The sequence below is a fragment of the Streptomyces sp. NPDC088812 genome (assembly GCF_044750285.1).
Lineage (GTDB): Bacteria > Actinomycetota > Actinomycetes > Streptomycetales > Streptomycetaceae > Streptomyces.
This window is the reverse complement of sequence record NZ_JBIVJP010000022.1, coordinates 120,525-142,351: the sequence shown is the minus strand read 5'-3', so window position 1 is coordinate 142,351 and position 21,827 is coordinate 120,525. Positions and strand designations below refer to the sequence as shown.

Below are 21,827 nucleotides of genomic sequence, written 5' to 3'. Positions count from 1 at the left end.
CAGAGTGACACTTGCCAAGTGTCCACGGCGGGGCGATAGTGGCAAGCGTGATTCCGTCCGCGCCCTTAGGAACAGACGCCGCCGCAGGCCGCCCGCCAGGTCTCGGTGCCGCCGCGGGAACAGGCCCTGAAGAGGCCGTTCCCGAGCGCCGGTTCCGATTCGAACTGGCCGCTCACCCGGGCTCTCCCGCACAGGCGAGACGCCTGACGCGGACCCGGCTGACCGGCTGGTCGGTGTGCGAGGACACCTGCGACACGGCTGATCTGGTCATATCCGAGCTGGTCACGAACGCCATCGTGCACACCGCGAGCGGCACCGTGGTCTGCGAGCTGCACGACACCGGTGACCTCGTACGCATAGCCGTGCGGGACGAGGGCTGCGCACCGGGCGAACCGCATCCCTCGCCGCAGCGCCCCGAGGAGGAACACGGGCGGGGCCTGTTCCTCGTCGACGCACTGTGTCAGGCGTGGGGTGCCCAGGAGCACGGCCCCGGGCTGCTGGTCTGGGCCGACCTGGCCCGCGGCACCGAGGTCTCCCGCGTGCCCGCCGAACCCGACGACATCGCCGCACCCTTGCCACACGACGCCGGATCCCCTACGCCTCCCGGGCTCGTACCCCTGCCGCACGACGCCGGATCCACGCCCTTCGGACTCGTACCCCCGCCGCCCCCGCCGCACGGGACCGCCGCATCCGTACGCCACGAGGCCGGGGCCACACCCCGCGGCGGCCTCACCACCCCCCGGAACGACCTGGGCTGGGGCTCCCGGCCGAAACCGGTGCCCTCCGACGGTACGGGCGACGAGGACGACCACACCGAACACACCGCCGACCACACCCAGCACACCCAGCACGCCGACCACACCCAGCACGCCCAGCACACCGAACAGGACCACCGGGGTACCGGCGCGGAGGAACGGACACCCGCCCCCGCATGGCGCGCGCACCACTCCCCCGTGACGGATGGCCCCCTCCGGCGCGTAGGTCCCCAGCGGCGCCCGAGCCTTCTCCCGCACCCGAGCCCGCTCCCCCACCCGGGGACGGGGACCGGAGGACGGGACCTGGACCGGGATCCCGCGTGAGCGCCGTGCCCGGCCGGGCGCCGGTCCTCGGCCTCGACACCCTCGTACGCTTCCGGCGCGGCCCCGGCCCCGCCACGGCACCCCGCCGGCTCGCCGTGCCCGACGGCATGACGGCCCCGCTGGGCTGCGACGCCGTCGCCGTCCCGGCCGGCCTCGGCCCTCAGGTCATGCCGCGCCTGCCCCGCGTGGGCTGCGTCTACGCCGACGAGACGCACTGGTGGTGGCTCGTTCCGTCCGACTCCGACTACGCCCTGGAGTGGCCCGCCCCCGCGTACTACGCCACGGGCGCGCTCGTCCCGGACTCCCCGCGCGCCCCCGACCTCATCCACCGGCCGGACGGCACCCTCCCCTACACACCGCCGCTCCCCCTCTACCTGACCCTGTGCCGCCTCACGGGCACTGCGCCGACGTGGTCGAGGCCGGTCAGCGCCTAGCACGCCCCACCCGCCGAGCGCGCTCCCCGCCACCGGACACGCCCGGCGCACCCCCGCCCCTCCGGTTCCTCCCGCCCCTCCCGCCCTACACACCGGCACACCGGCACACCCCACACAACCGCGTACCCGCACGCCCGCCCGCACGTCCGCCCGCCCGCGAGGCATCCGCCCGGCGCCCCCGTCCCTCGCCCCACCCCGGCGCACGCCCGCGCGTAGCCCTTGCTCCGTGCTGCGCCCTGCCCTCCCGCGGCGCCTGCCGCGATAGTGGCCACTTGTCGGCGATCGGGGGAGGTCCTCACGGTGCGGAAGGTGCCGAAGCAGCAGCGTCCTGACGAGCGCGAGGTGTCGGAGTCGGAGCGGCTGCTCTTCGGGGGCCCGCTCCGCTACGACATGGGCTGGAACCAGCACCGGGACGCCTTCCTGGAGCTGAGCTTCCGCGCCATGCTGACCCGGCTGCCGTCCCTGCTCGCCGTCAGTCTGCGCCTGGCCCGCCAGGCCGACCCGCGGGCGGCGCGGATCGTGCTGGCCGCCGAGATGGGCCGTGGCGCGGCGCAGGCGGTGAGCCTGCTCGCCGTGAACACCGTGCTGGCCCGGTTGATCCAGAGCGGCCCGATCGAGGACCGGCTGCGCGGCGCCGCGCCCGCACTGGCCGCCATGGCCGTGGTCCTCTTCGTGGAGGCCGTGCTGCGGGCCGCGTCCACGTACGCCACCGGGCGTCTGGAGCCCAAGGTGGAGCGGGTGGCGACCGAGCTGTACCTGGAGCGGGCCGCGTCGGTGGAACTGGCCGCGATCGAGGACCACGCCTTCCACAAACTGCTGGACACCGCGCAGTACGGCGCCCAGTCCGCCCGCCGGATGATCATGTACGGCACGCGCGTGGCGAACGCGGTGATCTCGCTGACCGCGGCGGCCGGCGTGCTGACCGTGCTGCACCCGCTCCTGCTGCCGCTGCTGGTGACGATGACGCTGCCCAGCGCGTGGAGCGCCCTGACGAACGCCCGGCGCCGGTACGAGTCCTTCCACACGTGGGTGCAGCACGCGCGCGCGGGTCATCTCATCGCGAGCCTGCTGACCGAACCGGAGGCGGCACCGGAGATCCGGGTGCACGGTGTCGGCCCCTTCCTGCTGCGCCACTTCCGGTCGATGTCGGAGACCGCGGAGGCGGAGCAGGCGCGGCTGGCACGGCTCGCCGCCCGCACCGGCCTGTTCGCGGCGGCCTGGACGGGGCTGGCGACGGTGGCGACGTACGCCACGCTCGGCGGGCTGCTGATCAGCGGGACGATGGCGCTGGCGGTGGCGGGCACGGCCGTGATCGCGATCCGCAGCGGCTCGACGAGCCTGAACACGCTCGTCCTGGAGGTCAACCAGCTCCACGAGGAGGCCCTGTTCGTGGGCGACCTGCAACGCCTCTACGTCGAGGCGGCCGAGCGGGCGATCCCGGAGGGCGGCGACGCGCTGCCGGCGGACCCTCGGCAGATCCGCTTCGAGAACGTCACCTTCGGCTACCCGGGTGAGTCCGCCCGGCCCGCCCTCGACGACGTCTCGCTCACCCTCCCCCTCGGGCGGATCATCGCGCTCGTCGGCGAGAACGGCTCCGGCAAGACCACCCTGGTCAAGCTGCTGGCGGGGCTCTACAGGCCGGACCGGGGGCGGATCCTGTGGGACGACGTCGACGCGGCGGACGCCGACCGGCGCCAGGTGGCCGAGCGGATCGCGATGGTGGCACAGGACTTCAAACGGTGGCCGTTCACGGCCAAGGTCAACGTCGCCGTCGGCCGCTCGTCCGTGCCGCTGACCGAGGAGCGGCTGGCCGACGCGATCGGCGAGGCGGGTGCCGGGGAGGTGGTCGCGGACCTGCCGCGCGGCCTGGACACCCTGCTGGCCCGCCACTTCAGCGGTGGGCACGAGCTGTCGGGCGGGCAGTGGCAGCGGCTGGGCATCGCCCGGGCCGCGTACCGGCGCGGGCGCATCCTCATCGTCGACGAGCCGACGGCGGCCCTGGACGCCCGGGCCGAACTGGAGGTCTTCGAGAAGATCCGCGCGCTGGCCGACGGCGGCCAGACGGTCGTACTGATCACGCACCGGCTGGCGTCGGTCCGTCACGCCGACCTGGTGCACGTCCTGGACCAGGGACGGCTGGTGGAGTCCGGCACCCCGGACGAGCTGCTGGCCGGGGGCGGCGTCTACGCGGAGCTGTACGCGCTCCAGGCGGAGCAGTTCGCCCCGCAGCCTCCTCGACAGGCGCCTCCGCAGGCACCCCAGCCTCCACAGGCACCCCAGCAGGTACCCGCCTCCTCGAAGGCGAGCTGAACCGTCCCGTCAGTCGGCGGCCTCGCCGCCCCGGACGATCACCAGGAAGGTGTCCGTCACGAGGTCCATGACCACCTCGGCGGCCAGCCCCTCCATGCGTCGCGCGTGCGCGAACTCCTCCGCCGGCCACGACCCGCGCGGCCCGCCTGCGGGAAAGCGTTCGAGCACCGTTCGCCCGCTCACCATCTCGCACCTCCAGAAAGCGTCGTACGTGTAGGGAGTTAACGCTCTCCGCCCCGGAACGCCTCGCCCGGTGACGGTACTGAGACGTAGCCGACACGGATTCAGTACGGAGTGTGAGGATCAGGTCACCTGATGGAAGGACAGGTGACGCTTCGCATCAGAGATCGTACTAATCGTGATGGCGGACGGGCTCCTGTCCCGCAGGCGCCCCGAAGCTCGACGCGCGTCCCTCCGGTTCCTCCCACGCCTCCTGCCGTCCGAGGGCCGTCAGGTCCAGCAGGCTGGTGGTGGAGCCGAGGCCGTCCAGGGTGGACGACGAGTTGGTGGCGTCCGTCGAAGAGGTCCGGGAGGGCCGCCTTGACGTCCCCGCCCTCGAAGACGTACTCCTCGGCGACCTCGACCATGGGCAGGGCCCGCCGCTCGGCGTTGAGCGCGTCCCGCGCGCGTGTCACCACCTCCGCCTTGACGAGTAATTCCGCGCGCGCGGCACGCCACCGCGCGCGCGAGACGATCTCCGGAAGCGACATGGCCCCTCCAGTACGACGGTCCGTTCGCGGTGATGACCGGCGCCGCGCACGGAACTCATCGCCGTCGCCCGGCCTTTCCCGCTCTCCGCGTACTTCTCGGGTGCCGTCCTGCCGGATGCACCGGCCGTGGCCGCGTCCGGGCCTCCTGCTCACCTCACCGTACGGGGCCGTGACCGGCGGCGTGGGCCGGGACGGGCGCGCCGGACGTGTGCCGTACGGCCCGGTCCTCCCGTGCGGCGACGGGCCGGTCGTCGATCCGCGCCGGGAGGTCCACCAGGTCCCGGTGGGCGGCGAGTTCCGCGAGGAGTTCGGTGAGGCGTTCGCTGTGCCGGCGGCCGAGCCGGCCCGTGTCGTCGAGGTGGACGGCGCCGGCGGTGGTCGTGTCGACGAGGCGTTCGAGGAGCGCCGCGATCTCGTCCGTGCCCTCGGTGTGCCGGGCGAGGGAGGGCAGTTCGGCGGCGGCGAGGGCGATCGAGGCGCGGGCCTCGGCGAGGGTCCGGTAGGCCTCGCGGCGCAGCGTCCAGCGGGCGGCGCGGTCGTGGGATCCGTCGAGGACGTGGACGAGGTAGGCGTGCGCGGCGGACGCGGCGGCGGCGAGCCGGGCGCGCACCCGCCCGCCGCGCTCCCCCGGCATCGGCAGGTGCCCGACGATCAGCACGATCGCGCAGGCCAGCAGGGTCTCCCCGATCCGGCTGACGGAGGCCTGCGGCTCCCCGCCGACCATCACCAGGGACAGGACGAGGACGGTGACGACGGCGGTCTGGGCGGCGAAGTGCCGGGTGGCGACGGGGATGAGCGCCCCGCACACGGCGACCAGGACCACCAGCCCCTCCGGCCGGGGCAGCAGGGCGGCGAGGCCGGCGAAGACGAGCGCGCCGAGCACGGTCCCCGCCGCCCGGCACAGCACCCGGGACACCAGCGGCCCGAGGTCGGGCTTGACCAGGAAGACGGCGGTGGCGGGCAGCCAGTACCAGTGGGTGTGCTGCCCGTACCAGTGGGAGTGGTACAGGGTCTGCGCGATCGCCGCGCTCGCCCCGAAGCAGAGGGCGACCCGCATCCCGTACTCGCGTCCGCCGGCCCCGAGGGCGGTGCGGACCAGGTCGCCGGCGCTCCGCCGCCGGGTGTGCAGATCACCGCCGCGGCCGTGGTCGAAGGCGTCGGCGGCGTGCAGCAGGGCGTCGTCGAGGGCGCGCAGCGCGGGCGCCGACCGCGAGGGCGCCGGCAGCGGCCCGGTGGGCGCACTCTCCCGTACGGCGGCGGCGAGGCGCCGGGGGCCTTCGCAGGCCCGCCCGGAGACGGGCTTCCCGGCCCAGGCGAGGGCGGTCGCGGCCTCGGCGAGGGGCAGTGCGGCGGCGTACTGGGCGTGCAGTCGGCGTTCGGCCGCGGAGCCGGCGTACCGGCGCAGGCGGGGGCCGGCGAGGGCGTCCTGGGCGTGGTCGAGGGCGGCGGTGAGGGCCGCCCGCCGGGCGGTGGCCCGCTCGGTGCCGACGGAGTCGAGGAGGCGGGCGACGGCTTCGTAGACGTCGGCGACGGCGGTCCGTTCCCCGTCGAAGCGGAAGTCGCCGGTGAGGGCGCCGGGCGTGGGCAGGGCCAGCCGCAGTGCGAGCAGCCAGCCGGCCCCGGTGAGGAAGGCGAGGGCGCGTGCCCAGCCGCTCTCGGGGAGCGGCATCCCGGCTCCGATGGCCGCGGCGACGAGCAGCTGGGTACCGGAGCCCGAGGCGACGGGCCCGATGGCGCTCATGCCTCCGGCGAGGAGCCCGAGCCCGGTCAGCGCGAGCGTCAGCGCCACGGCGTCCAGGTGGTCCCCGGCGCAGGTGCCGGCGAGCAGTCCGACCGCTCCCGCGAGCGCGGGCGCGCCGAGCCGTCTGACGGAGGCCCGCCGGCTGCCGGGCCGGTCGTTGATGCCGGCGAGCATGGCGGCGATCGCGGCGACGACGCCCAGGGAGGCCCGGTCGACGAGGACGGAGACGAGCAGCAGCGGTCCGGCGGCGAGTGCCCCGCGCGCGACCGCACTCCACGGAACGGGCCCGCGCTGTGCCCTCAGGGCGTGGGCGAGCCAGGGCGGCAGAGCGGTGGGTGTGCGAACGGCAACGGCGGAACGCGAGGACACGGAGCTCCTGTCGGGACGAGGGCGGGGTGTGCCTTCGGGCGACGGTGGCCGGGGCTGCGGATCGTGCTGTGGTGCCGGGTGTGCCCTCCACGGTACGGCGGCTCTTGGAGGAGGCGAAACGGTCGCGTTTCGGGGAGGTGACACTTCGCCGTGATTCCGCTCTCTTTGTGAACGCAACGTGCGCGGGTACCCCGAAGAGACCCGGCGTGTGCGCCCGCCCGGCATGGTGGTCCGGCGCACGACCGGAAGCCGGCGGCTCTGCCTCGGGTTCGCTTCCGATCCCCCGGCCGGAAGCGAAGGCGGCCGCGAACGGCGTGGGGCGAGCGGCGTGGGGCGAGCGGGTCGCTTCTGCGGCCGGCCGTCCGCCTAGACTCTGGCGACCCTTCGGACACGCGTCCGAAGGGATATGCCGGAACATGCGGGACGGGGAGGAACGACATGGTCAGCAGACGTGGGCTGTTGAGCGGTGCGGCACTCGTGGGGGCGGGCGCGATGAGCGGTGTGCTGGGCGGTGCGGGACCCGCCGCGGCCGACGCGCCGCTGGACACCCCGTTCACCCCCGTCGGCGCCCCGCACCTCGCGGAGGCCGAGCGGATGGTGCAGTACCAGCGGCTGCTCGCGGCCGGCTATCTGACCGACGGCCTGGCCGGGCACTGGCCGCTGGACGGATCGGGCGCCGACCGCTCCGGGCGCGGCCTGACCCTCACCCTCGGCTCCGGCGCGATCTGGACGGCCCTGCGCGCGGGTGGCGAACTCGGTTTCGACGGCACGTCCGCCGCGTACGCCGCCACGTCCTCCGCCCTGGACACCACGGCGCCCTTCACCGTCTCGGCCTGGGTACGCCTCTCGGACGACACCGACGACCCCGCCGACCTGGCGAACATGTACACCGCGGTCAGCCAGGACGGCACCGCCTGCAGCCGCTTCCTGCTCCAGTACGACGACACGGCCGCCACCTGGGCGTTCAAGGTCCGCGGCGAGGACCAGAGCGTCAAGATCTCCGCCCTCGCCACCAGCGCGCCCGTCCTGGGCCGCTGGACCCATCTGACCGGCGTGTGGGACGGCACCCGTGTCCACCTCTACGTCGACGGCGTGCTGGAGGGAAGCGCCGACGCGGTCCTGTCCTGGGCGGCGACCCAGGGCTTCAACATCGGCAGGGCCCGCTGGGACGGCGCGTACGTGAACCGCTTCAAGGGCGCCATCGACGACGTCCGCGCCTACCGCCGCGCCCTGAGCGCCGACGAGGTCTCCCTGATCAGCGGCCGCACGGCCCGCCTCAACAACGTCTACCTCGTCGGCTCCTCCTCGTCCGTCACCTGGGGCACGCCCGACGACCTGTCGAGCTGGACCGCGCTGGCCCGCTGTTCCTCCTTCCTGACCTGGGTGCTCAGGCATACCTACGGGTGGGCGACCGACGCCTACTTCACCCAGTACTTCCAGGACCGCATCCCCGAGGCCGCCGACTACCGCCGGGCCTTCACCGACGGCACGGCCGGCCCGCGCTTCCAGCGCGTCCTGGAGGTCACCGACCTCCGGCCGGGCGACCTGATCGCGGTCGACTACGACGGGCAGGTCGAGGACAGCACCGGCCACATCGTCATGGTCCGCGAGGTCAAGGGCGTCTTCAGCGGCGTCGCCGACTTCACCGGCGAGACGCAGTACGCCGTCGAGGTGGTCGACTGCACGTCCGAGCCGCACGGCGTGTACGCGCTGACCAACTACCCGAAGTATCCCGACACCCGCATGGTCGGCCCCGTCGCGGAGGAGAACTTCGAGGGCGTAGGCATCGGCCACATGATGTTCTACGCCTCCGACACCACCGGCGAGTTCTCCCGGTACCGGTGGAGTGTCAACACCGCCAAGGCGAGCGCCCACCCGGTGACGGACCGGCCGATCGCGGCGGCCCGCGTCCTGTGAGCCGCGGGCGGGCCGCGGCAGCGGCGCGGCTCACGGCAGTCCCGCCGCTGCCGCCGCCGTCCGCAGGACGTCCCGCAGCATCTCGGGGGTGAGCCGCCCGGTGAACGTGTTGCGCTGACTGACGTGGAAGCAGCCGAAGAGGTCGAGACCGTCGAGCGGCACGCGCACCCCGTGCCCGAAGGCGGGCCGTGGCCGGGGAACGGACCAGCCGGCCTCGGTGAGCGCGGGCAGTGCCGCCTGCCAGCCGAAGGCGCCCAGGACGACGACCGCGCGCAATGTCGGCCGCAGCAGCCGCAGCTCCTGCACCAGCCAGGGACGGCAGGTGTCCCGCTCCTCGGAGGTGGGTTTGTTGGCGGGCGGTGCGCAGTGCACGGGCGCGGTGACCCGTACGCCGTGCAGGGCGAGACCGTCGTCGGCCGACACCGAGGTGGGCTGCGAGGCGAGCCCCACGTCGTACAGCGCCCGGTACAGGACGTCCCCGGAACGGTCGCCGGTGAACATCCGGCCGGTGCGGTTGCCGCCGTGCGCGGCCGGGGCGAGCCCCACGACGAGCAGACGTGCGTCGGACGGCCCGAAGCCGGGCACCGGCCGCCCCCAGTAGGTCCAGTCGGCGAAGGCGGCCCGCTTCGTCCGGGCCACCTCCTCGCGCCAGGCCACCAGCCGGGGACAGGCCCCGCACCCCGCCACGCGCCGGTCGAGGGCGGCGAGGGCATGAGCGGCGTCCATGCCTCCACGGTAAAGCCCCCTTCGCCGTGGCCGCGCCGTCCCGGATCCCGCTACTCCCCCATGGGCACCGCCCTCACCCAGACCCCGTCCTCCGTCAGGTAACGGTCCACTCTCAGACCTGCCTCGGCCAGCGCGTCCTCGAACTGTTCCGGGGTGAGGGGGCGGGAACGGAACGTCTGGGTCCATACCGCGTCGGGGAACACGTACTCGGCGTGCACCTCGTGGACACCGTCGCCGACCGGGTCGGCCGACAGGATCCGGACCGTGCAGCCGGCCGGGTCGACCCGTTCGCGGGGCAGGTTCGCGTGGTAGTCCTCGCCCTCCCGCTGGATCAGCACGTGTCCGCCCGGCGCGACGTGGCGCGCGCAGGCGCGCAGCATGCCTCGCCGGACCTCGTCGTCCCCGCTGTGCACCAGGAACGACGCGAGCATCACGACGTCGAAGGTCTCGCCCAGGTCGAGGTGTTCGATGGGGCTGCGTATGGTGCGTGCCCCACGGACGCGCTCCAGCATCTGGGCGGACTCGTCGACCGCCGTGACGGTGAACCCACGCTCCACGAGCGCGTGGGTGACGCGGCCGACGCCGCTGCCCAGTTCCAGGATGTGCGCGCCCGCGCGGACCGCGGCGGCGATGATGTCCGGCTCGTCGCCCACCCGCAGTCGGCTGTAGAGCTCGACCGCGCATCCGTCGGGGGTGATGGCCCCGGGACCCGTTCCCTCGTATCCCTCTCGCATGTCACGCCTCATGCCAGTCCAACGGGCCGTCCCCGCCGGGCCGTTCCCCCCATCCGACGGTTCACCCGTTCGAGCGATGGGACGTCCGTTCGCCTTCTGTGGAGGACGTCCGGGCCGAGGAGTACGTTTCCAGCAGGAGTGATGATCCGATGCGTACAGGCAGTGAGCCGACGACAGCGCGCAGCGCGCTGCGGATGCGTCTGTGGCTGAGCGTGTGGGGGCTGCTCTGGGCCGGCTTCGGCACGAGCGCGTTCGCGCTGGTGGGACGAGTGGGATGGGCCGCCGCCTGCGGTGTGCTGTGGCTGGTGGCCGGCATCGATCTGGCCATGATCCTCAGGCATCTGCGGCAGGGTCCGCATTACCAGCCGGGCCGGAACGTGCCCCCGTACTGGCCGCCGGACCACCCGCGCACCTGAGCAGGTCCGTACCCGGGCAGGTACGTAGCCAGGCAGGTCCGTAGCCAGGCAGGTCCGTACCCGGGCCCGGGCAGGTGCGTTCCCGAGCACCCAGGCCCATGAGCCGCCGGTGCGGCGGCGGCCCCTCAGGTGTCGAAGCGTGCCGCCTTCAGGTACTGCGGGTTCGGGTCCAGTGCGGCCGCCAGCCGGAAGTGGCGCTTGGCCTGGTCGCCGCGGCCCTGCCGCTCATAGGTCCGGGCGAGCGCGAAGTGCGCGAACGCGTTGTCCGGTTCCCGCTCCAGGACGATCGTGAACTCGAGTTCGGCGGGACGCAGCTGCGCGGCGGCGAAGAAGGCACGCGCGCGCAGCAGGCGGGCGGCCGTGTTCTCGGGATGGGCGGCGATGACACCGTCGAGCAGCTTCACCGCGCCCCGCGGGTCCCGTGCGGCGAGCAGCTGCTCGGCGGCACGGAAGTCGATGACATGCGTCTCCGGAGTACGTCCGGTCGAACCGCTGGTATCGGGCACGGAAAAATCCTTCCCTCGCTGCACGCGTTCAACGCGCGGGGCGGGGGCCGCTATTCCTCCGGTGATCCGAGGGGCTCGCGGGGCGCACGCGCCCGGTGTGCCAGGTCGGCCCACACCTCGCGGACGCGTCGTTCGAGGTCCGGCAGCGGCACGTCGTTGTCGATCACGATGTCCGCGATCTCGCGGCGTTGCTCGCGTGTCGCCTGGGAGGCCATGCGCGCGCGGGCGTCGCCCTCGGTCATGCCGCGCAGCCGGAGGAGCCGGTCCAGCTGGGTTGCGGGCGGGGCGTCGACGACGATAACGACGTCGTACAGGGGGGCGAGGCCGTTCTCGGTCAGGAGGGGGACGTCGTGGACCACGACGGCGTTCTCGGGGGCGGCGTCCTCCAGTTCGCGGGAGCGGGCACCGACGAGGGGGTGGACGATCGCGTTGAGGGAGGCGAGCTTCGCGGGGTCGGCGAAGACGATGGAGCCCAGGGTCGGGCGGTCGAGGGTGCCGTCGTCGGTGAGGACCTCCTCACCGAAGGTGTCGACGATCGCCGCGAGACCGGGGGTGCCCGGTTCGACGACCTCGCGCGCGATGCGGTCCGCGTCGATCAGCACGGCGCCGCAGGCGACGAGCAGCCGCGACACCTCGCTCTTGCCGGCGCCGATCCCGCCGGTCAGGCCCACCTTCAGCATGACGGGAAGCTTAGGGCCTGCCGCCGACAGCGCGTCCGGCAGACCCCCGGACGACGTCTCAGCCGGACGACGGCTCAGCCCTCGCCCTCGCGCTCCGCCAGGAACTTCTCGAACTCCCGCCCGATCTCGTCCGCCGAGGGGATGTCCACGGGTTCGGCGAGCATGTTGCCGCGGGTCTCGGCGCCGGCGGCGGCGTCGTACTGGTGCTCCAGGCCCTGGACGAGGGAGGTGAGTTCCTCGTCGCCCTCCTGGATCTGGCGGTCGATCTCGGTCTGCGTGCGGTGCGCCTCCGTGCGCAGTGTGTGCGCGATGCCGGGCAGGACGAGTCCCGTGGCGGCCGTGATGGCCTCCAGGACGGTCAGGGCGGCGTCGGGGTACGCGGAGCGGGCGATGTAGTGCGGGACGTGCGCGGCGACGCCCAGGACGTCGTGGCCCGCTTCCATGAGGCGGTACTCGACGAGTGCTTCGGCGCTGCCGGGGACCTGGGCTTCGTCGAAGGGGCTGCGATGGCCCGGGACGAGGTCGGTGCGGTTGCCGTGCGGGGTGAGGCCGACGGGGCGGGTGTGGGGGACGCCCATGGGGATGCCGTGGAAGTTCACGGACAGGCGCACGCCGAGCCGCTCCACGATCTGCCGGACGGCGACGGCGAAGCGCTCCCACTCCACGTCCGGCTCGGGGCCGGACAGCAGCAGGAAGGGCGCTCCGGTGGTGTCCTGGACGAGGCGTACCTCGATGGCCGGTTCCTCGTAGTCGGTCCACCGGTCGCGCTTGAAGGTCAGCAGCGGACGGCGGGCGCGGTAGTCCACCAGGCGGTCGTGGTCGAAGCGGGCGACGACCTGGTGGGGCAGCGCGTCGAGGAGGCGGTCGACGATCTGGTCGCCGGTCTCCCCCGCGTCGATGTATCCGTCGAAGTGGTAGAGCATGACAAGTCCGGCCGACTCCTGGGCGAGCGCCATGTCGACGACGGCCAGCCCCTTCGGCTCCCATGCGTACAAACCCTGCGGATCAAGCACTTGGACCGCTCCTCCTCGTGTTCGTACATCCCAACGCGCACGCCGGTGTACGCATTCCCGCCCCGTCACCTTGATCGGTCGGCCCCTGGGGCGGGCCGCCGGGTGAGGGCCCGCTTCGCCGGGCAACGCCAAGGGGCCGCACCTCGAAAGGTACGGCCCCTCAGTGAGCGGCTGGGATCAGCGGCTAGCGATCAGCTCTGGCCACCGGCCAGCTTCTCGCGCAGGGCGGCCAGCGCCTCGTCCGAGGCCAGCGCGCCGGAGGTGTCGGCACCCTCGGAGGAGTACGAACCGCCGGTCGCGGCCGGAGCAGCGGCCTCGCCACCCTCGGCAGCGGCCTGGGCGTCCGCCTCGCGGGACTTGATGACCTGCTGCTGGTGCTGCTCGAAGCGGGTCTGCGCCTCGGCGTACTGGCGCTCCCACTCCTCGCGCTGCTTCTCGTAGCCCTCGAGCCAGTCGTTGGTCTCGGGGTCGAAGCCCTCGGGGTAGATGTAGTTGCCCTGGTCGTCGTAGGACGCGGCCATGCCGTACAGGGTCGGGTCGAACTCGACCGAGGCCGGGTCGGCACCGAAGGACTCGTTGGCCTGCTTCAGCGAGAGGCTGATGCGACGGCGCTCGAGGTCGATGTCGATGACCTTGACGAAGATCTCGTCGTTGACCTGGACGACCTGCTCCGGGATCTCCACGTGGCGCTCGGCCAGCTCGGAGATGTGGACCAGACCCTCGATGCCCTCGTCCACGCGGACGAACGCACCGAACGGAACCAGCTTCGTGACCTTGCCGGGCACGACCTGGCCGATCTGGTGGGTGCGGGCGAACTGCTGCCACGGGTCTTCCTGGGTCGCCTTCAGCGACAGGGAGACGCGCTCGCGGTCCATGTCGACATCGAGGACCTCGACCGTGACCTCCTGGCCGACCTCGACGACCTCGGAGGGGTGGTCGATGTGCTTCCAGGACAGCTCGGAGACGTGGACCAGACCGTCGACGCCACCCAGGTCCACGAAGGCACCGAAGTTGACGATCGAGGAGACCACACCGGACCGCACCTGACCCTTCTGGAGGGTGGTGAGGAAGGTCTGGCGGACCTCGGACTGGGTCTGCTCCAGCCAGGCACGGCGGGACAGGACCACGTTGTTGCGGTTCTTGTCCAGCTCGATGATCTTGGCCTCGAGCTCCTTGCCCACGTAGGGCTGGAGGTCGCGGACGCGACGCATCTCGACCAGGGAGGCCGGGAGGAAGCCACGGAGGCCGATGTCGAGGATGAGACCACCCTTGACGACCTCGATGACGGTACCGGTGACGATCCCGTCCTCTTCCTTGATCTTCTCGATCGTGCCCCAGGCACGCTCGTACTGGGCGCGCTTCTTCGAGAGGATCAGGCGGCCTTCCTTGTCCTCCTTCTGGAGAACAAGGGCCTCGATCTCGTCACCGACGGCGACGACCTCGTTGGGGTCGACGTCGTGCTTGATGGAGAGCTCGCGGCTCGGGATAACGCCTTCGGTCTTGTAACCGATGTCGAGCAGGACCTCGTCCCGGTCGACCTTCACGATGACGCCGTCGACGATGTCGCCGTCGTTGAAGTACTTGATCGTCTCGTCGATCGCGGCGAGGAAGGCTTCCTCGTTACCGATGTCGTTGACCGCTACCTGCGGGGTGGTGGCGGTGGTCTCGGTGCTGCTCGTCATGTGGGAAAGGGCTCCGGTACGGACATTGAAGTCGTAGGTACTGCTTACGCCGGGAGCCCGTTTCGCTCTGCAGAAGCCGGACAGCCAAGGAAGCGCCCCACCGGGTGACCGGTGACGGCGCCTCGACAACCGAGGGGACATACAACAGATGCGAGCGCAGCCTGCTACGTCTGAGGTGCGCAGGCCCGCAGCGCAACTTGTAGCATACGGGGGCAGCCGGGCAGGGTCAATGCGCGAACGCGCACACCCGGGGCGGATCGCCGCATACCCGGCACTGAACCTGTCTTTTGAGGCCACACGGGCCCCGGAAGAACCCTCCGGTGACACCTCTGTGGCACCGCCGGGGCGGGTTGGACGGAAGAGTACGACGAGGGAGCCCATCATCCAAGAGCCCGTATCGTCCCAGTCGGTGTCCCGGCCGGCACCCCGGCCGGCGCCCGAGCCGGAGGCCACCCGCCGCGATGCCGACGTCACGGAGAGCGCCCGGGCCAACCGGGGCTGGTGGGACCGCAACGCGGACGAGTACCAGATCGAACACGGCACCTTCCTCGGCGACGACCGCTTCGTGTGGTGCCCCGAGGGCCTGGACGAGGTCGAGGCCGAGCTGCTCGGCCCGGCGGAGGAGCTGAAGGACCGGGACGTCCTGGAGATCGGCGCCGGCGCGGCCCAGTGCGCGCGCTGGCTCGCCGCGCAGGGCGCCCGCCCGGTGGCGCTGGACCTCTCCCACCGCCAGCTCCAGCACGCGCTGCGCATCGGCGTCACCTTCCCGCTGGTGTGCGCCGACGCGGCCGCGCTGCCCTTCGCGGACGCCTCCTTCGACCTGGCCTGCTCGGCGTACGGGGCGCTGCCCTTCGTCGCCGACCCGGTGCTGGTCCTGCGGGAGGTGCGCCGGGTGCTGCGCCCGGGCGGCCGTTTCGTCTTCTCCGTGACCCACCCGGTCCGCTGGGCGTTCCCCGACGAGCCGGGGCCCGAGGGCCTGTCGGTCGCCTCGTCCTACTTCGACCGCACGCCCTACGTCGAGCAGGACGAGGACGGCCGCGCGGTCTACGTCGAGCACCACCGCACCCTCGGCGACCGGGTCCGCGACATCGTGTCCGCGGACTTCCGGCTGGTGGACCTCGTCGAGCCGGAGTGGCCGGCCTGGAACAGCTCGGAGTGGGGCGGCTGGTCGCCGCTGCGCGGCGGCCTGATCCCGGGGACGGCGATCTTCGTGTGCGAGCGGGACTGACGGCGTCGGCGCGGACCGCCGCGCGGCACGGAGCCGCGGGGTGGGCGAGTAGGCGGCGGGCCGGAGCCGGAGGTAGGGCGGGGACCGGAAAGGGCACGCGCGCGTGGGCGGCGCGCGCCTCGTGCGCGCGTGGGGCGCGTGGTGAAGGCACGCGGCGGGCGCGTCGTCGAGGCGTACGACACTAGGGGCGTGATCCGTGACGACGCCTTGGACGCGCTGCCCGTGCGGGCCGCCCTGCCTTCCCTGAACGACGCCCTGGACCGGACCGGGACGGCCGTCCTGGCCGCGCCGCCCGGCACCGGCAAGACGACGCTGGTGCCGCTCGCGCTGGCGGGGCTGCTGGGCGAGGGGCCCGGGCGGCGCGTGGTGGTGGCCGAGCCGCGGCGGATCGCGGCGCGTGCGGCGGCCCGGCGGATGGCGTGGCTGCTGGGTGAGAAGGCCGGCGGGAACGTCGGGTACACCGTGCGCGGGGAACGGGTCGTAGGGCGGCACACGCGCGTGGAGGTCGTCACGACCGGTGTGCTGCTGCAGCGCCTCCAGCGCGACCAGGAGCTGACCGGTGTCGACGTGGTGGTGCTGGACGAGTGCCACGAACGCCATCTGGACGCGGACACGGCGGCCGCCTTCCTGTGGGACGTCCGGGAGGCGCTGCGGCCGGAGCTGAGGCTGGTGGCCGCGTCGGCGACGACGGACACGGAGGGCTGGTCCCGGCTGCTGGGCGGGGCGCCTGTCGTCGAGGCGCACGGCGCCGCGTTCGACGTCGAGGTCGTCTGGGCGCCTGCGGCCCGGCCGGTCCGGCCGCCGCACGGCACGTGGGTCGATCCGGCGCTGCTGGGGCATGTGGCGTCGGTGGTGCGGCGGGCGCTGGCGGAGCGGCCGGGGGACGTGCTGTGCTTCCTGCCGGGCGTGGGGGAGATCGCGCGGGTCGCGGGGCAGCTCCAGGGGCTGGGCGGGGTGGAGGTGCTCCAGGTGCACGGGCGGGCGCCGGCGGCCGTGCAGGACGCGGTGCTGAGGCCCGGCGAGGGGCGCCGGGTGGTCCTGGCCACGGCGGTGGCCGAGTCGTCGCTGACCGTGCCGGGGGTGCGGGTGGTCGTCGACGCGGGGCTCGCCCGGGAGCCCCGGGTGGACCACGCGCGGGGGCTGAGCGCGCTCGCGACCGTACGCGCCTCCCACGCGGCGGCGCGGCAGCGGGCCGGACGGGCCGGGCGCGAGGCGCCGGGCGTGGTGTACCGGTGCTGGCCGGAGGCGGAGAACGCCCGTCTGCCGCGTTTCCCGTCCCCGGAGATCAAAGTGGCCGACCTCACCGCGTTCGCCCTGCAGGCGGCCTGCTGGGGCGATCCCGACGCCTCCGGGCTGGCCTTGCTCGATCCGCCGCCGGCGGGCGCGATGGCCGCGGCGCGGGGTCTGCTGACGGCGATCGGCGCGGTGGACCCGGTCGGCCGGGCCACGGAGCGGGGGGTGCGGCTGGCGCGGCTGGGGCTGCACCCACGGCTGGGGCGGGCGCTGCTGGACGGGGCGTCGCTGGTGGGGATGGAGCGCGCCGCCGAGGTGGTCGCGCTGCTGAGCGAGGAGGCTCCTCGGGAGTACGGGGACGACCTGGCCGCCGCCGTGCGGGGCGCCCGGCGCGGGGGTGACGCGTACGGCTCGCGGTGGCGGGCGGAGGTGCGGCGGCTGCGGTCGGTCGCCGCGGAGTCCGCCCGCCCTCCCTCGCGGGACGCCCCGCCGCCCCGGGAGGGGGGCGGTGAGGACGCCACCGCGGGGCTCGTCGCCGCCCTCGCCTTTCCCGAGCGCCTCGCCAGGGCCGACGGCGGCTCGCACCTGATGGTGTCCGGGACCCGTGCCGAGGTCCGGGAGGGCTCCGCCCTGCGCGGCGCGCCGTGGCTCGCGGTCGCCGTGGCCGACCGTCCGGTGGGCAAGGGGCACGCGCGCGTGCAGCTGGCGGGGGTGGTCGACGAGGAGGTGGCACGGCTCGCCGCCGGAACCCTGCTCGACGAACGCGACGAGGTCCACTGGGCCGACGGTGACGTCGTCGCCCGGCGCGTCGAGCGGCTCGGTGCCGTGGAGCTGGGCGTGCGGCCGCTGAGGGACGCCGATGCCGCGCTCGTACGGCAGGCGGTGCGTGCGGGGCTGCGGCAGGAAGGGCTGGCGCTGCTGCGGTGGACGCCGGAGGCAGAGGTACTGCGGCAGCGGTTGGCGTTCCTCCGGCTGCACCTGGGGGAGCCGTGGCCCGACGTGTCCGACGCGTCGCTGCACGCGCGCGTGGAGGACTGGCTGGAGCCGGAGCTCGGCCGGGCCCGGCGGCGCGCCGATCTGGCGCGGATCGACGCCGGGGAGACCCTCGCCCGGCTGCTGCCGTGGGCCTCGGGTGAAGCGGCCCGGCTGGAGGAGCTGGCGCCGGAGCGGATCACCGTACCCAGTGGTTCCAGGATCCGGATCGACTACGCGAACCCCGAGCAGCCGGTGCTCGCGGTGAAGCTCCAGGAGATGTTCGGGCTCCAGGAGTCGCCGCGGGTGGCCGGGGTGCCGCTGCTGGTGCACCTGCTGTCCCCCGCCGGGCGGCCCGCGGCCGTCACCGCCGACCTCGCCTCCTTCTGGCGGGACGGCTACAAGGGCGTACGGGCGGAGCTGCGCGGCCGGTATCCGAAGCATCCGTGGCCGGAGGACCCGGCCGGTGCCGAGCCGACCCGGCACACCAAGGCGCGGCTCGGACGGTGAGCGTGAAGTGGTCCGAGCGATCTGATGACACATCAGGACGGCGCCCCTCTCGGGTGGGAGGGGCGCCGTCGTCGTGGTGCGGGGTGCGCGTGGGTGGTGCTCGGTGCGCGTGGGTGGTGCGGGGAGGGCTTACGAGCCGGTCGTCGCCGACTCGGACGCGGTCGCGGTCGCGGTCTCGCTCTCGCTCTCGGTCGCGGAGGTGTCGTCGGAGGGGGTCTCCGACGACCCTTCCGACGCGCTCTCCGACGGGCTCGGCGTGGTGGACGGGACGGCCGTGACGGTCAGTTCGACCGTGAGCGTGGCGCCGCCCGTGGTGGTGATGCGCAGCAGGAACGTGCCGGCCGTGTCGTCGGCGTACAGCTTCGGCAGCTGGAGCAGGCCGTCGGCGTCGGTCCGCAGGTCCGTCAGGGTGCGGACGGCGTTGCTGGCGGCGTCCTTGAAGTAGGGGCCCTTGTCGTTCGCGGTCGTGTCGCCGGCCGACGCGATCAGGGTGGCGGTGGCCGCGACCTTGTCCGCGGCGGCCCCCTGGTACGTGGCCTTGACCTCGACCTGGTCGGTGAACGTACCGCCCGCGGTGCAGGTCAGCGCGGTGCTGGTGGTGCGGGCGAGGGTGTCGGCGGCACGGGCGGTGACCGTGGCCGTGTAGTCGAGGGCGGGCAGCACGCGGCCCAGGACCGTGGCGCGGACGGTGAAGGTGCCGGTCTCCTCGCCCGCCTGGAGGGCGGGGGCCGTGGCGACGCCCTTGCTGTCGGTGACGATCGTGGCGACGCTCTCACCGCCGGTGAAGGTGGCGTCGGTGTCGCCGACGATGGTGAAGCGGACCCTGACCTTGCCGACGGCCTCGCCGGCCTCGGTCTCGGCGCGGGCGCTGATCGTCTGGGTGAACGCGTCGCCCGCCATGGCGGTGAGCTTCGCCGTGCCCGCGTTCTCGAGGTGGTCGACCGTTTCGGTCGGCGTCTGGGCCGGAGTGCTGGGGGTCGTCGACGGGGTCGTGCTCGGAGTCGTCGACGGCGTCGTGGACGGCGAGGTGGAGGGCGAAGCGGAGGACGAGGCCGAGGGCGAGGTTGAGGTGGTCGTCGCGCTGTCGTCGTCGCTGCGGCTGGACGGCAGGCTGCCTGTGCCGTCGGGGATCTCGTGGGTGCCCTTGCGGTAGTACTCCAGCCACGACACGACGGTGTCGTAGTACTCCGTCGAGTTGTTGTAGCTGAGGATCGCGCTGCGCAGCCCGGACGTGGTGGACATGTCCCAGCTGTAGCGGCACAGGTAGTGACCGGCCGCGAGGGCCGCGTCGTAGATGTTGTTGGGGTCCTTCTTGCCGTCGCCGTTGCCGTCGCGGCCTGCCCACTCCCAGGTGGAGGGGATGAACTGCATCGGGCCCACGGCGCGGTCGTAGGTGCTGTCGCCGTCGTAGGCGCCGTTGTCGGTGTCGCTGATGTTGGCGAAGCCGTTGCCGTCGAGGACCGGGCCGAGGATCGGCGTGAGGGTGGTGCCGTCGGCGTTGACGTTGCCGCCGCCGGCCTGACCCGACTCGACCTTGCCGATGGCGGCGAGGAGTTCCCACGGCATGTTGCAGCCGGGCTTGGCCTCGGCGAGCGCCGCCGCGGCCTTCTTGTAGGCGTCCAGCACGGTCGCGGGGATGCCGGCCTCGGTGTCGCCGGTGGCGGCCGGCGTGGTGCCGGTGCTCTGACTCGGCGAGGGTGTGGGGCTGTTCAGCGGCGGCAGGTCCGTGTAGTACGGCGAGTTGCCGGTGGCGCTGTCGTCGGAGCCCGTGCCGGAGGCGGCATCGGCGGCGGTCCGTCCGCCGGTCGCGCCGCCGGCCGTGACATCGGGTGCCTGGGACGCGGCCAGCGCCGCGACGACCACCGCGGCCACGGTCGTGTTGACCGCTCCCTTGCGCAGCCTCCTGCCGAAATGCGCCGACATGAAGTGAACCCCTCCCGTGGACACCCGTGCGCCCGTCTCCGTCCGATGCGCCCGCCCCTGTGGGGACGTACCGCCTCACCAGCCCCGTGGGGCCGTCGTCCCTCCCCGTGGGTCGCGCTCCCGAGCGGTTTGCGCCGTTCTGTTCGGTTGTTCGACCGGGCCTTTCGACTCGGTGGCCCAGGCGACCCTACGACAACTTCGGTGGCACCGGCACCCGTTCGAACGCGGTGTTCACCACCCGGTCATCTCCGTTCCGGTGTCAGTGGCGTCGCGCATACTGGTGCGCGTCGTCGGACTTCCGACCCGACCGGTCCGTCGAAATCCGCCAATGTCCGCCACGGGGAGCCCTGTTGCCGTTCACCCTCAGTCATGCGGCGGCCGTGCTGCCCGCCCTGCGCGCCGACGGCACCGGCCGCGGCCCGCTGGTGCCGGCCGTCCTGGTGGCGGGATCCTTCGCGCCCGACATGACCTACTACGCGGCGAGCGTCGCACCGGGGGCCATGGAGTTCGGTGACGTCACGCACTCCTTCGCCGGCGTGTTCACCGTCGACGTGCTCGTCGCCTGGGCGCTGGTGGGGCTGTGGCTGCTGGTGCGCGAACCGCTCGTGGCCCTCCTGCCACGGGCCCGTCAGACCCGTCCGGCCACCCTGGCGCGCTGCGGGGCGCCCCGCGCGCGTGTCCGTCCGCCCACCCTCCTGTGGTGGTACGTGTCCGCGGTGCTCGGCGCGCTGACCCATGTGGTGTGGGACGCCTTCACGCACCTCGACCGGTGGGGCATGCGCCTGTTCCCGGTGCTCGGCGAGAAGGTCGCGGGCTCACCGCTGTACTGGTACCTGCAGTACGGCGGCTCCGCCGTGGCCGCGGTCGTGATCGTGTCCTTCGTGGTGTACGCGCTGCGCCGGACCCCTGTCGCCGAGCCGGCCGGGGTGCCCGTGCTGTCGGCGCGGGACCGGTGGTGGGCGGCGGCGGTGATCGGCGGTTGCGCGCTGGTCGCGGCGGTGCGGCGGGCGACGCGGTGGTGGGAGTACTGGGGTTCCCGGGCGAAGCCGTACGAGCTGATCCCGACGCTGTGCTTCGGGGCGGGCGCCGGCCTGGTGCTGGGCCTGCTGCTGTACGCCGTGGGCGTCCGCGCGGCGCGTCCCGTCGCCCCGGAGTCCGCGGGGCGTCCGGACCAGGTCAGCGTGGGCTGAACGGCTCGCCGACCGGCCGCACGGGCACCAAGGACACGGTGATACGACGTGCCGCCCCGGGTCTGGGGAGGCGGCCGAGGGCGCTGAGGGCCAGTGCCAGGTAGCCGTGCGCGACCTCGATCCGGGAGAGCGGCGCGAGTCCCCCGAGACGGGCGGCGGCCGCGCGCACGGTGGTGAGCGGGGTCCCGGGGACGCGGGGGGTGGCGGCGCCGCGCGCGTGGGCGGGCAGCGGCCGCCCGGCGGGGGCGGCGCCACGCGCGTGGGCGGGCAGCGGCCGCCCGGCGGGCGCCGCGTCGGGGCGCACCGACTGATCGGCGGCCGCCGTGGCGCACACCAGTGCACCGAGTCACCGAAGGGCCGCCGAGGGGCCCGCCCGCCAAGGCCCCTCCAGCACGCTCCTACCGCCGCAGGCCGGTGCACAGTCCGGTGCACCGCCGCACCCAGTGCACCGCCG

At 73.6% G+C, this 21,827-nt stretch carries 17 protein-coding genes and 2 pseudogenes; 8 read left to right on the top strand and 11 right to left on the bottom strand.

Annotation, left to right across the window (positions count from 1 at the left end; translation table 11 throughout):
• Window positions 1-38: 38 nt before the first annotated feature.
• The 3 genes and pseudogenes from ACIP67_RS32765 to ACIP67_RS32755 form a co-directional block, all read left to right on the top strand.
• A pseudogene (locus ACIP67_RS32765) lies at window positions 39-551 on the top strand (ATP-binding protein); the annotation flags it as partial.
• Window positions 552-1,075: 524 nt separating this feature from the next.
• A complete protein-coding gene (locus ACIP67_RS32760) occupies window positions 1,076-1,513 on the top strand; it encodes a hypothetical protein (RefSeq protein WP_401696637.1) in 438 nt (145 codons plus the stop codon).
• A gap of 390 nt (window positions 1,514-1,903) precedes the next feature.
• Window positions 1,904-3,823: an ABC transporter ATP-binding protein gene (locus ACIP67_RS32755; RefSeq protein WP_401696703.1), complete on the top strand. Its 1,920-nt coding sequence runs from the start codon at window positions 1,904-1,906 to the stop codon at window positions 3,821-3,823.
• A gap of 9 nt (window positions 3,824-3,832) precedes the next feature.
• Here ACIP67_RS32755 and ACIP67_RS32750 read toward each other — a convergent pair whose 3' ends face one another.
• The 3 genes and pseudogenes from ACIP67_RS32750 to ACIP67_RS32740 all read right to left on the bottom strand — a co-directional run bounded on the left by ACIP67_RS32750 (window position 3,833) and on the right by ACIP67_RS32740 (window position 6,643).
• A complete protein-coding gene (locus ACIP67_RS32750) occupies window positions 3,833-4,009 on the bottom strand; it encodes a hypothetical protein (protein ID WP_401696636.1) in 177 nt (58 codons plus the stop codon).
• Between the two features lie 166 nt (window positions 4,010-4,175).
• A pseudogene (locus ACIP67_RS32745) lies at window positions 4,176-4,533 on the bottom strand (DUF899 family protein).
• Window positions 4,534-4,687: 154 nt separating this feature from the next.
• A complete protein-coding gene (locus tag ACIP67_RS32740) occupies window positions 4,688-6,643 on the bottom strand; it encodes an FUSC family protein (protein ID WP_401696634.1) in 1,956 nt (651 codons plus the stop codon).
• A 438-nt stretch (window positions 6,644-7,081) separates the two neighbouring features.
• Here ACIP67_RS32740 and ACIP67_RS32735 point away from each other — a divergent pair, with 438 nt between their 5' ends.
• Entirely contained in the window at window positions 7,082-8,560 is a 1,479-nt protein-coding gene (locus tag ACIP67_RS32735; protein ID WP_401696633.1) for a LamG domain-containing protein, read from the top strand.
• Between the two features lie 30 nt (window positions 8,561-8,590).
• On the opposite strand, the gene ACIP67_RS32730 is transcribed toward ACIP67_RS32735, so the two are convergent.
• Both ACIP67_RS32730 and ACIP67_RS32725 read right to left on the bottom strand, forming a co-directional pair.
• A complete protein-coding gene (locus tag ACIP67_RS32730; RefSeq protein ID WP_401696632.1) occupies window positions 8,591-9,286 on the bottom strand; it encodes a uracil-DNA glycosylase in 696 nt (231 codons plus the stop codon).
• Between the two features lie 50 nt (window positions 9,287-9,336).
• Window positions 9,337-10,020: a class I SAM-dependent methyltransferase gene (locus tag ACIP67_RS32725; protein ID WP_401696630.1), complete on the bottom strand. Its 684-nt coding sequence runs from the start codon at window positions 10,018-10,020 to the stop codon at window positions 9,337-9,339.
• A 149-nt stretch (window positions 10,021-10,169) separates the two neighbouring features.
• Between ACIP67_RS32725 and ACIP67_RS32720 the strand changes: the two genes are divergently transcribed.
• Window positions 10,170-10,436, top strand: coding sequence for a DUF6343 family protein (locus ACIP67_RS32720; RefSeq protein ID WP_401696629.1), 267 nt, complete (start codon window positions 10,170-10,172; stop codon window positions 10,434-10,436).
• Window positions 10,437-10,561: 125 nt separating this feature from the next.
• Here the strand turns inward: ACIP67_RS32720 and ACIP67_RS32715 are convergent, their stop codons facing one another.
• From ACIP67_RS32715 to rpsA, 4 genes are all read right to left on the bottom strand, one after another.
• Window positions 10,562-10,942 (bottom strand): tetratricopeptide repeat protein, encoded by a 381-nt coding sequence (locus ACIP67_RS32715; protein ID WP_389511501.1) that lies wholly within the window; start codon window positions 10,940-10,942, stop codon window positions 10,562-10,564.
• Between the two features lie 50 nt (window positions 10,943-10,992).
• Entirely contained in the window at window positions 10,993-11,622 is a 630-nt protein-coding gene (coaE, locus tag ACIP67_RS32710) for a dephospho-CoA kinase (protein ID WP_401696627.1), read from the bottom strand.
• Between the two features lie 74 nt (window positions 11,623-11,696).
• The gene (locus ACIP67_RS32705; RefSeq protein WP_401696626.1) at window positions 11,697-12,635 is read right to left on the bottom strand and encodes a PAC2 family protein; all 939 of its coding nucleotides are present in this window, start codon (window positions 12,633-12,635) and stop codon (window positions 11,697-11,699) included.
• A 191-nt stretch (window positions 12,636-12,826) separates the two neighbouring features.
• Window positions 12,827-14,317 (bottom strand): 30S ribosomal protein S1, encoded by a 1,491-nt coding sequence (gene rpsA / locus ACIP67_RS32700; RefSeq protein ID WP_401696624.1) that lies wholly within the window; start codon window positions 14,315-14,317, stop codon window positions 12,827-12,829.
• A 331-nt stretch (window positions 14,318-14,648) separates the two neighbouring features.
• Between rpsA and ACIP67_RS32695 the strand changes: the two genes are divergently transcribed.
• Both ACIP67_RS32695 and hrpB read left to right on the top strand, forming a co-directional pair.
• A complete protein-coding gene (locus ACIP67_RS32695; RefSeq protein WP_401696623.1) occupies window positions 14,649-15,545 on the top strand; it encodes a class I SAM-dependent methyltransferase in 897 nt (298 codons plus the stop codon).
• A 189-nt stretch (window positions 15,546-15,734) separates the two neighbouring features.
• Entirely contained in the window at window positions 15,735-18,260 is a 2,526-nt protein-coding gene (hrpB, locus tag ACIP67_RS32690) for an ATP-dependent helicase HrpB (protein WP_401696621.1), read from the top strand.
• Window positions 18,261-18,389: 129 nt separating this feature from the next.
• On the opposite strand, the gene ACIP67_RS32685 is transcribed toward hrpB, so the two are convergent.
• Window positions 18,390-20,183 (bottom strand): lytic transglycosylase domain-containing protein, encoded by a 1,794-nt coding sequence (locus ACIP67_RS32685; RefSeq protein WP_401696619.1) that lies wholly within the window; start codon window positions 20,181-20,183, stop codon window positions 18,390-18,392.
• A 350-nt stretch (window positions 20,184-20,533) separates the two neighbouring features.
• Here ACIP67_RS32685 and ACIP67_RS32680 point away from each other — a divergent pair, with 350 nt between their 5' ends.
• Window positions 20,534-21,373 (top strand): DUF4184 family protein, encoded by an 840-nt coding sequence (locus tag ACIP67_RS32680; protein WP_401696618.1) that lies wholly within the window; start codon window positions 20,534-20,536, stop codon window positions 21,371-21,373.
• Here ACIP67_RS32680 and ACIP67_RS32675 read toward each other — a convergent pair.
• Window positions 21,360-21,707, bottom strand: coding sequence for a hypothetical protein (locus tag ACIP67_RS32675; RefSeq protein ID WP_401696617.1), 348 nt, complete (start codon window positions 21,705-21,707; stop codon window positions 21,360-21,362). The two genes, ACIP67_RS32680 and ACIP67_RS32675, sit on opposite strands and share 14 nt — an antisense overlap.
• Window positions 21,708-21,827 lie beyond the last annotated feature (120 nt).

Bases quoted from the DNA above. Each gene is read 5' to 3' on its own strand.
- ACIP67_RS32730 (WP_401696632.1), bottom strand. From the start codon at position 9,286: ATGGACGCCGCTCATGCCCTCGCCGCCCTCGACCGGCGCGTGGCGGGG.
- ACIP67_RS32725 (WP_401696630.1), bottom strand. From the start codon at position 10,020: ATGCGAGAGGGATACGAGGGAACGGGTCCCGGGGCCATCACCCCCGAC.
- ACIP67_RS32750 (WP_401696636.1), bottom strand. From the start codon at position 4,009: ATGGTGAGCGGGCGAACGGTGCTCGAACGCTTTCCCGCAGGCGGGCCG.
- ACIP67_RS32720 (WP_401696629.1), top strand. From the start codon at position 10,170: ATGCGTACAGGCAGTGAGCCGACGACAGCGCGCAGCGCGCTGCGGATG.
- ACIP67_RS32685 (WP_401696619.1), bottom strand. From the start codon at position 20,183: ATGTCGGCGCATTTCGGCAGGAGGCTGCGCAAGGGAGCGGTCAACACG.
- ACIP67_RS32735 (WP_401696633.1), top strand. From the start codon at position 7,082: ATGGTCAGCAGACGTGGGCTGTTGAGCGGTGCGGCACTCGTGGGGGCG.
- ACIP67_RS32755 (WP_401696703.1), top strand. From the start codon at position 1,904: ATGGGCTGGAACCAGCACCGGGACGCCTTCCTGGAGCTGAGCTTCCGC.
- coaE (WP_401696627.1), bottom strand. From the start codon at position 11,622: ATGCTGAAGGTGGGCCTGACCGGCGGGATCGGCGCCGGCAAGAGCGAG.
- rpsA (WP_401696624.1), bottom strand. From the start codon at position 14,317: ATGACGAGCAGCACCGAGACCACCGCCACCACCCCGCAGGTAGCGGTC.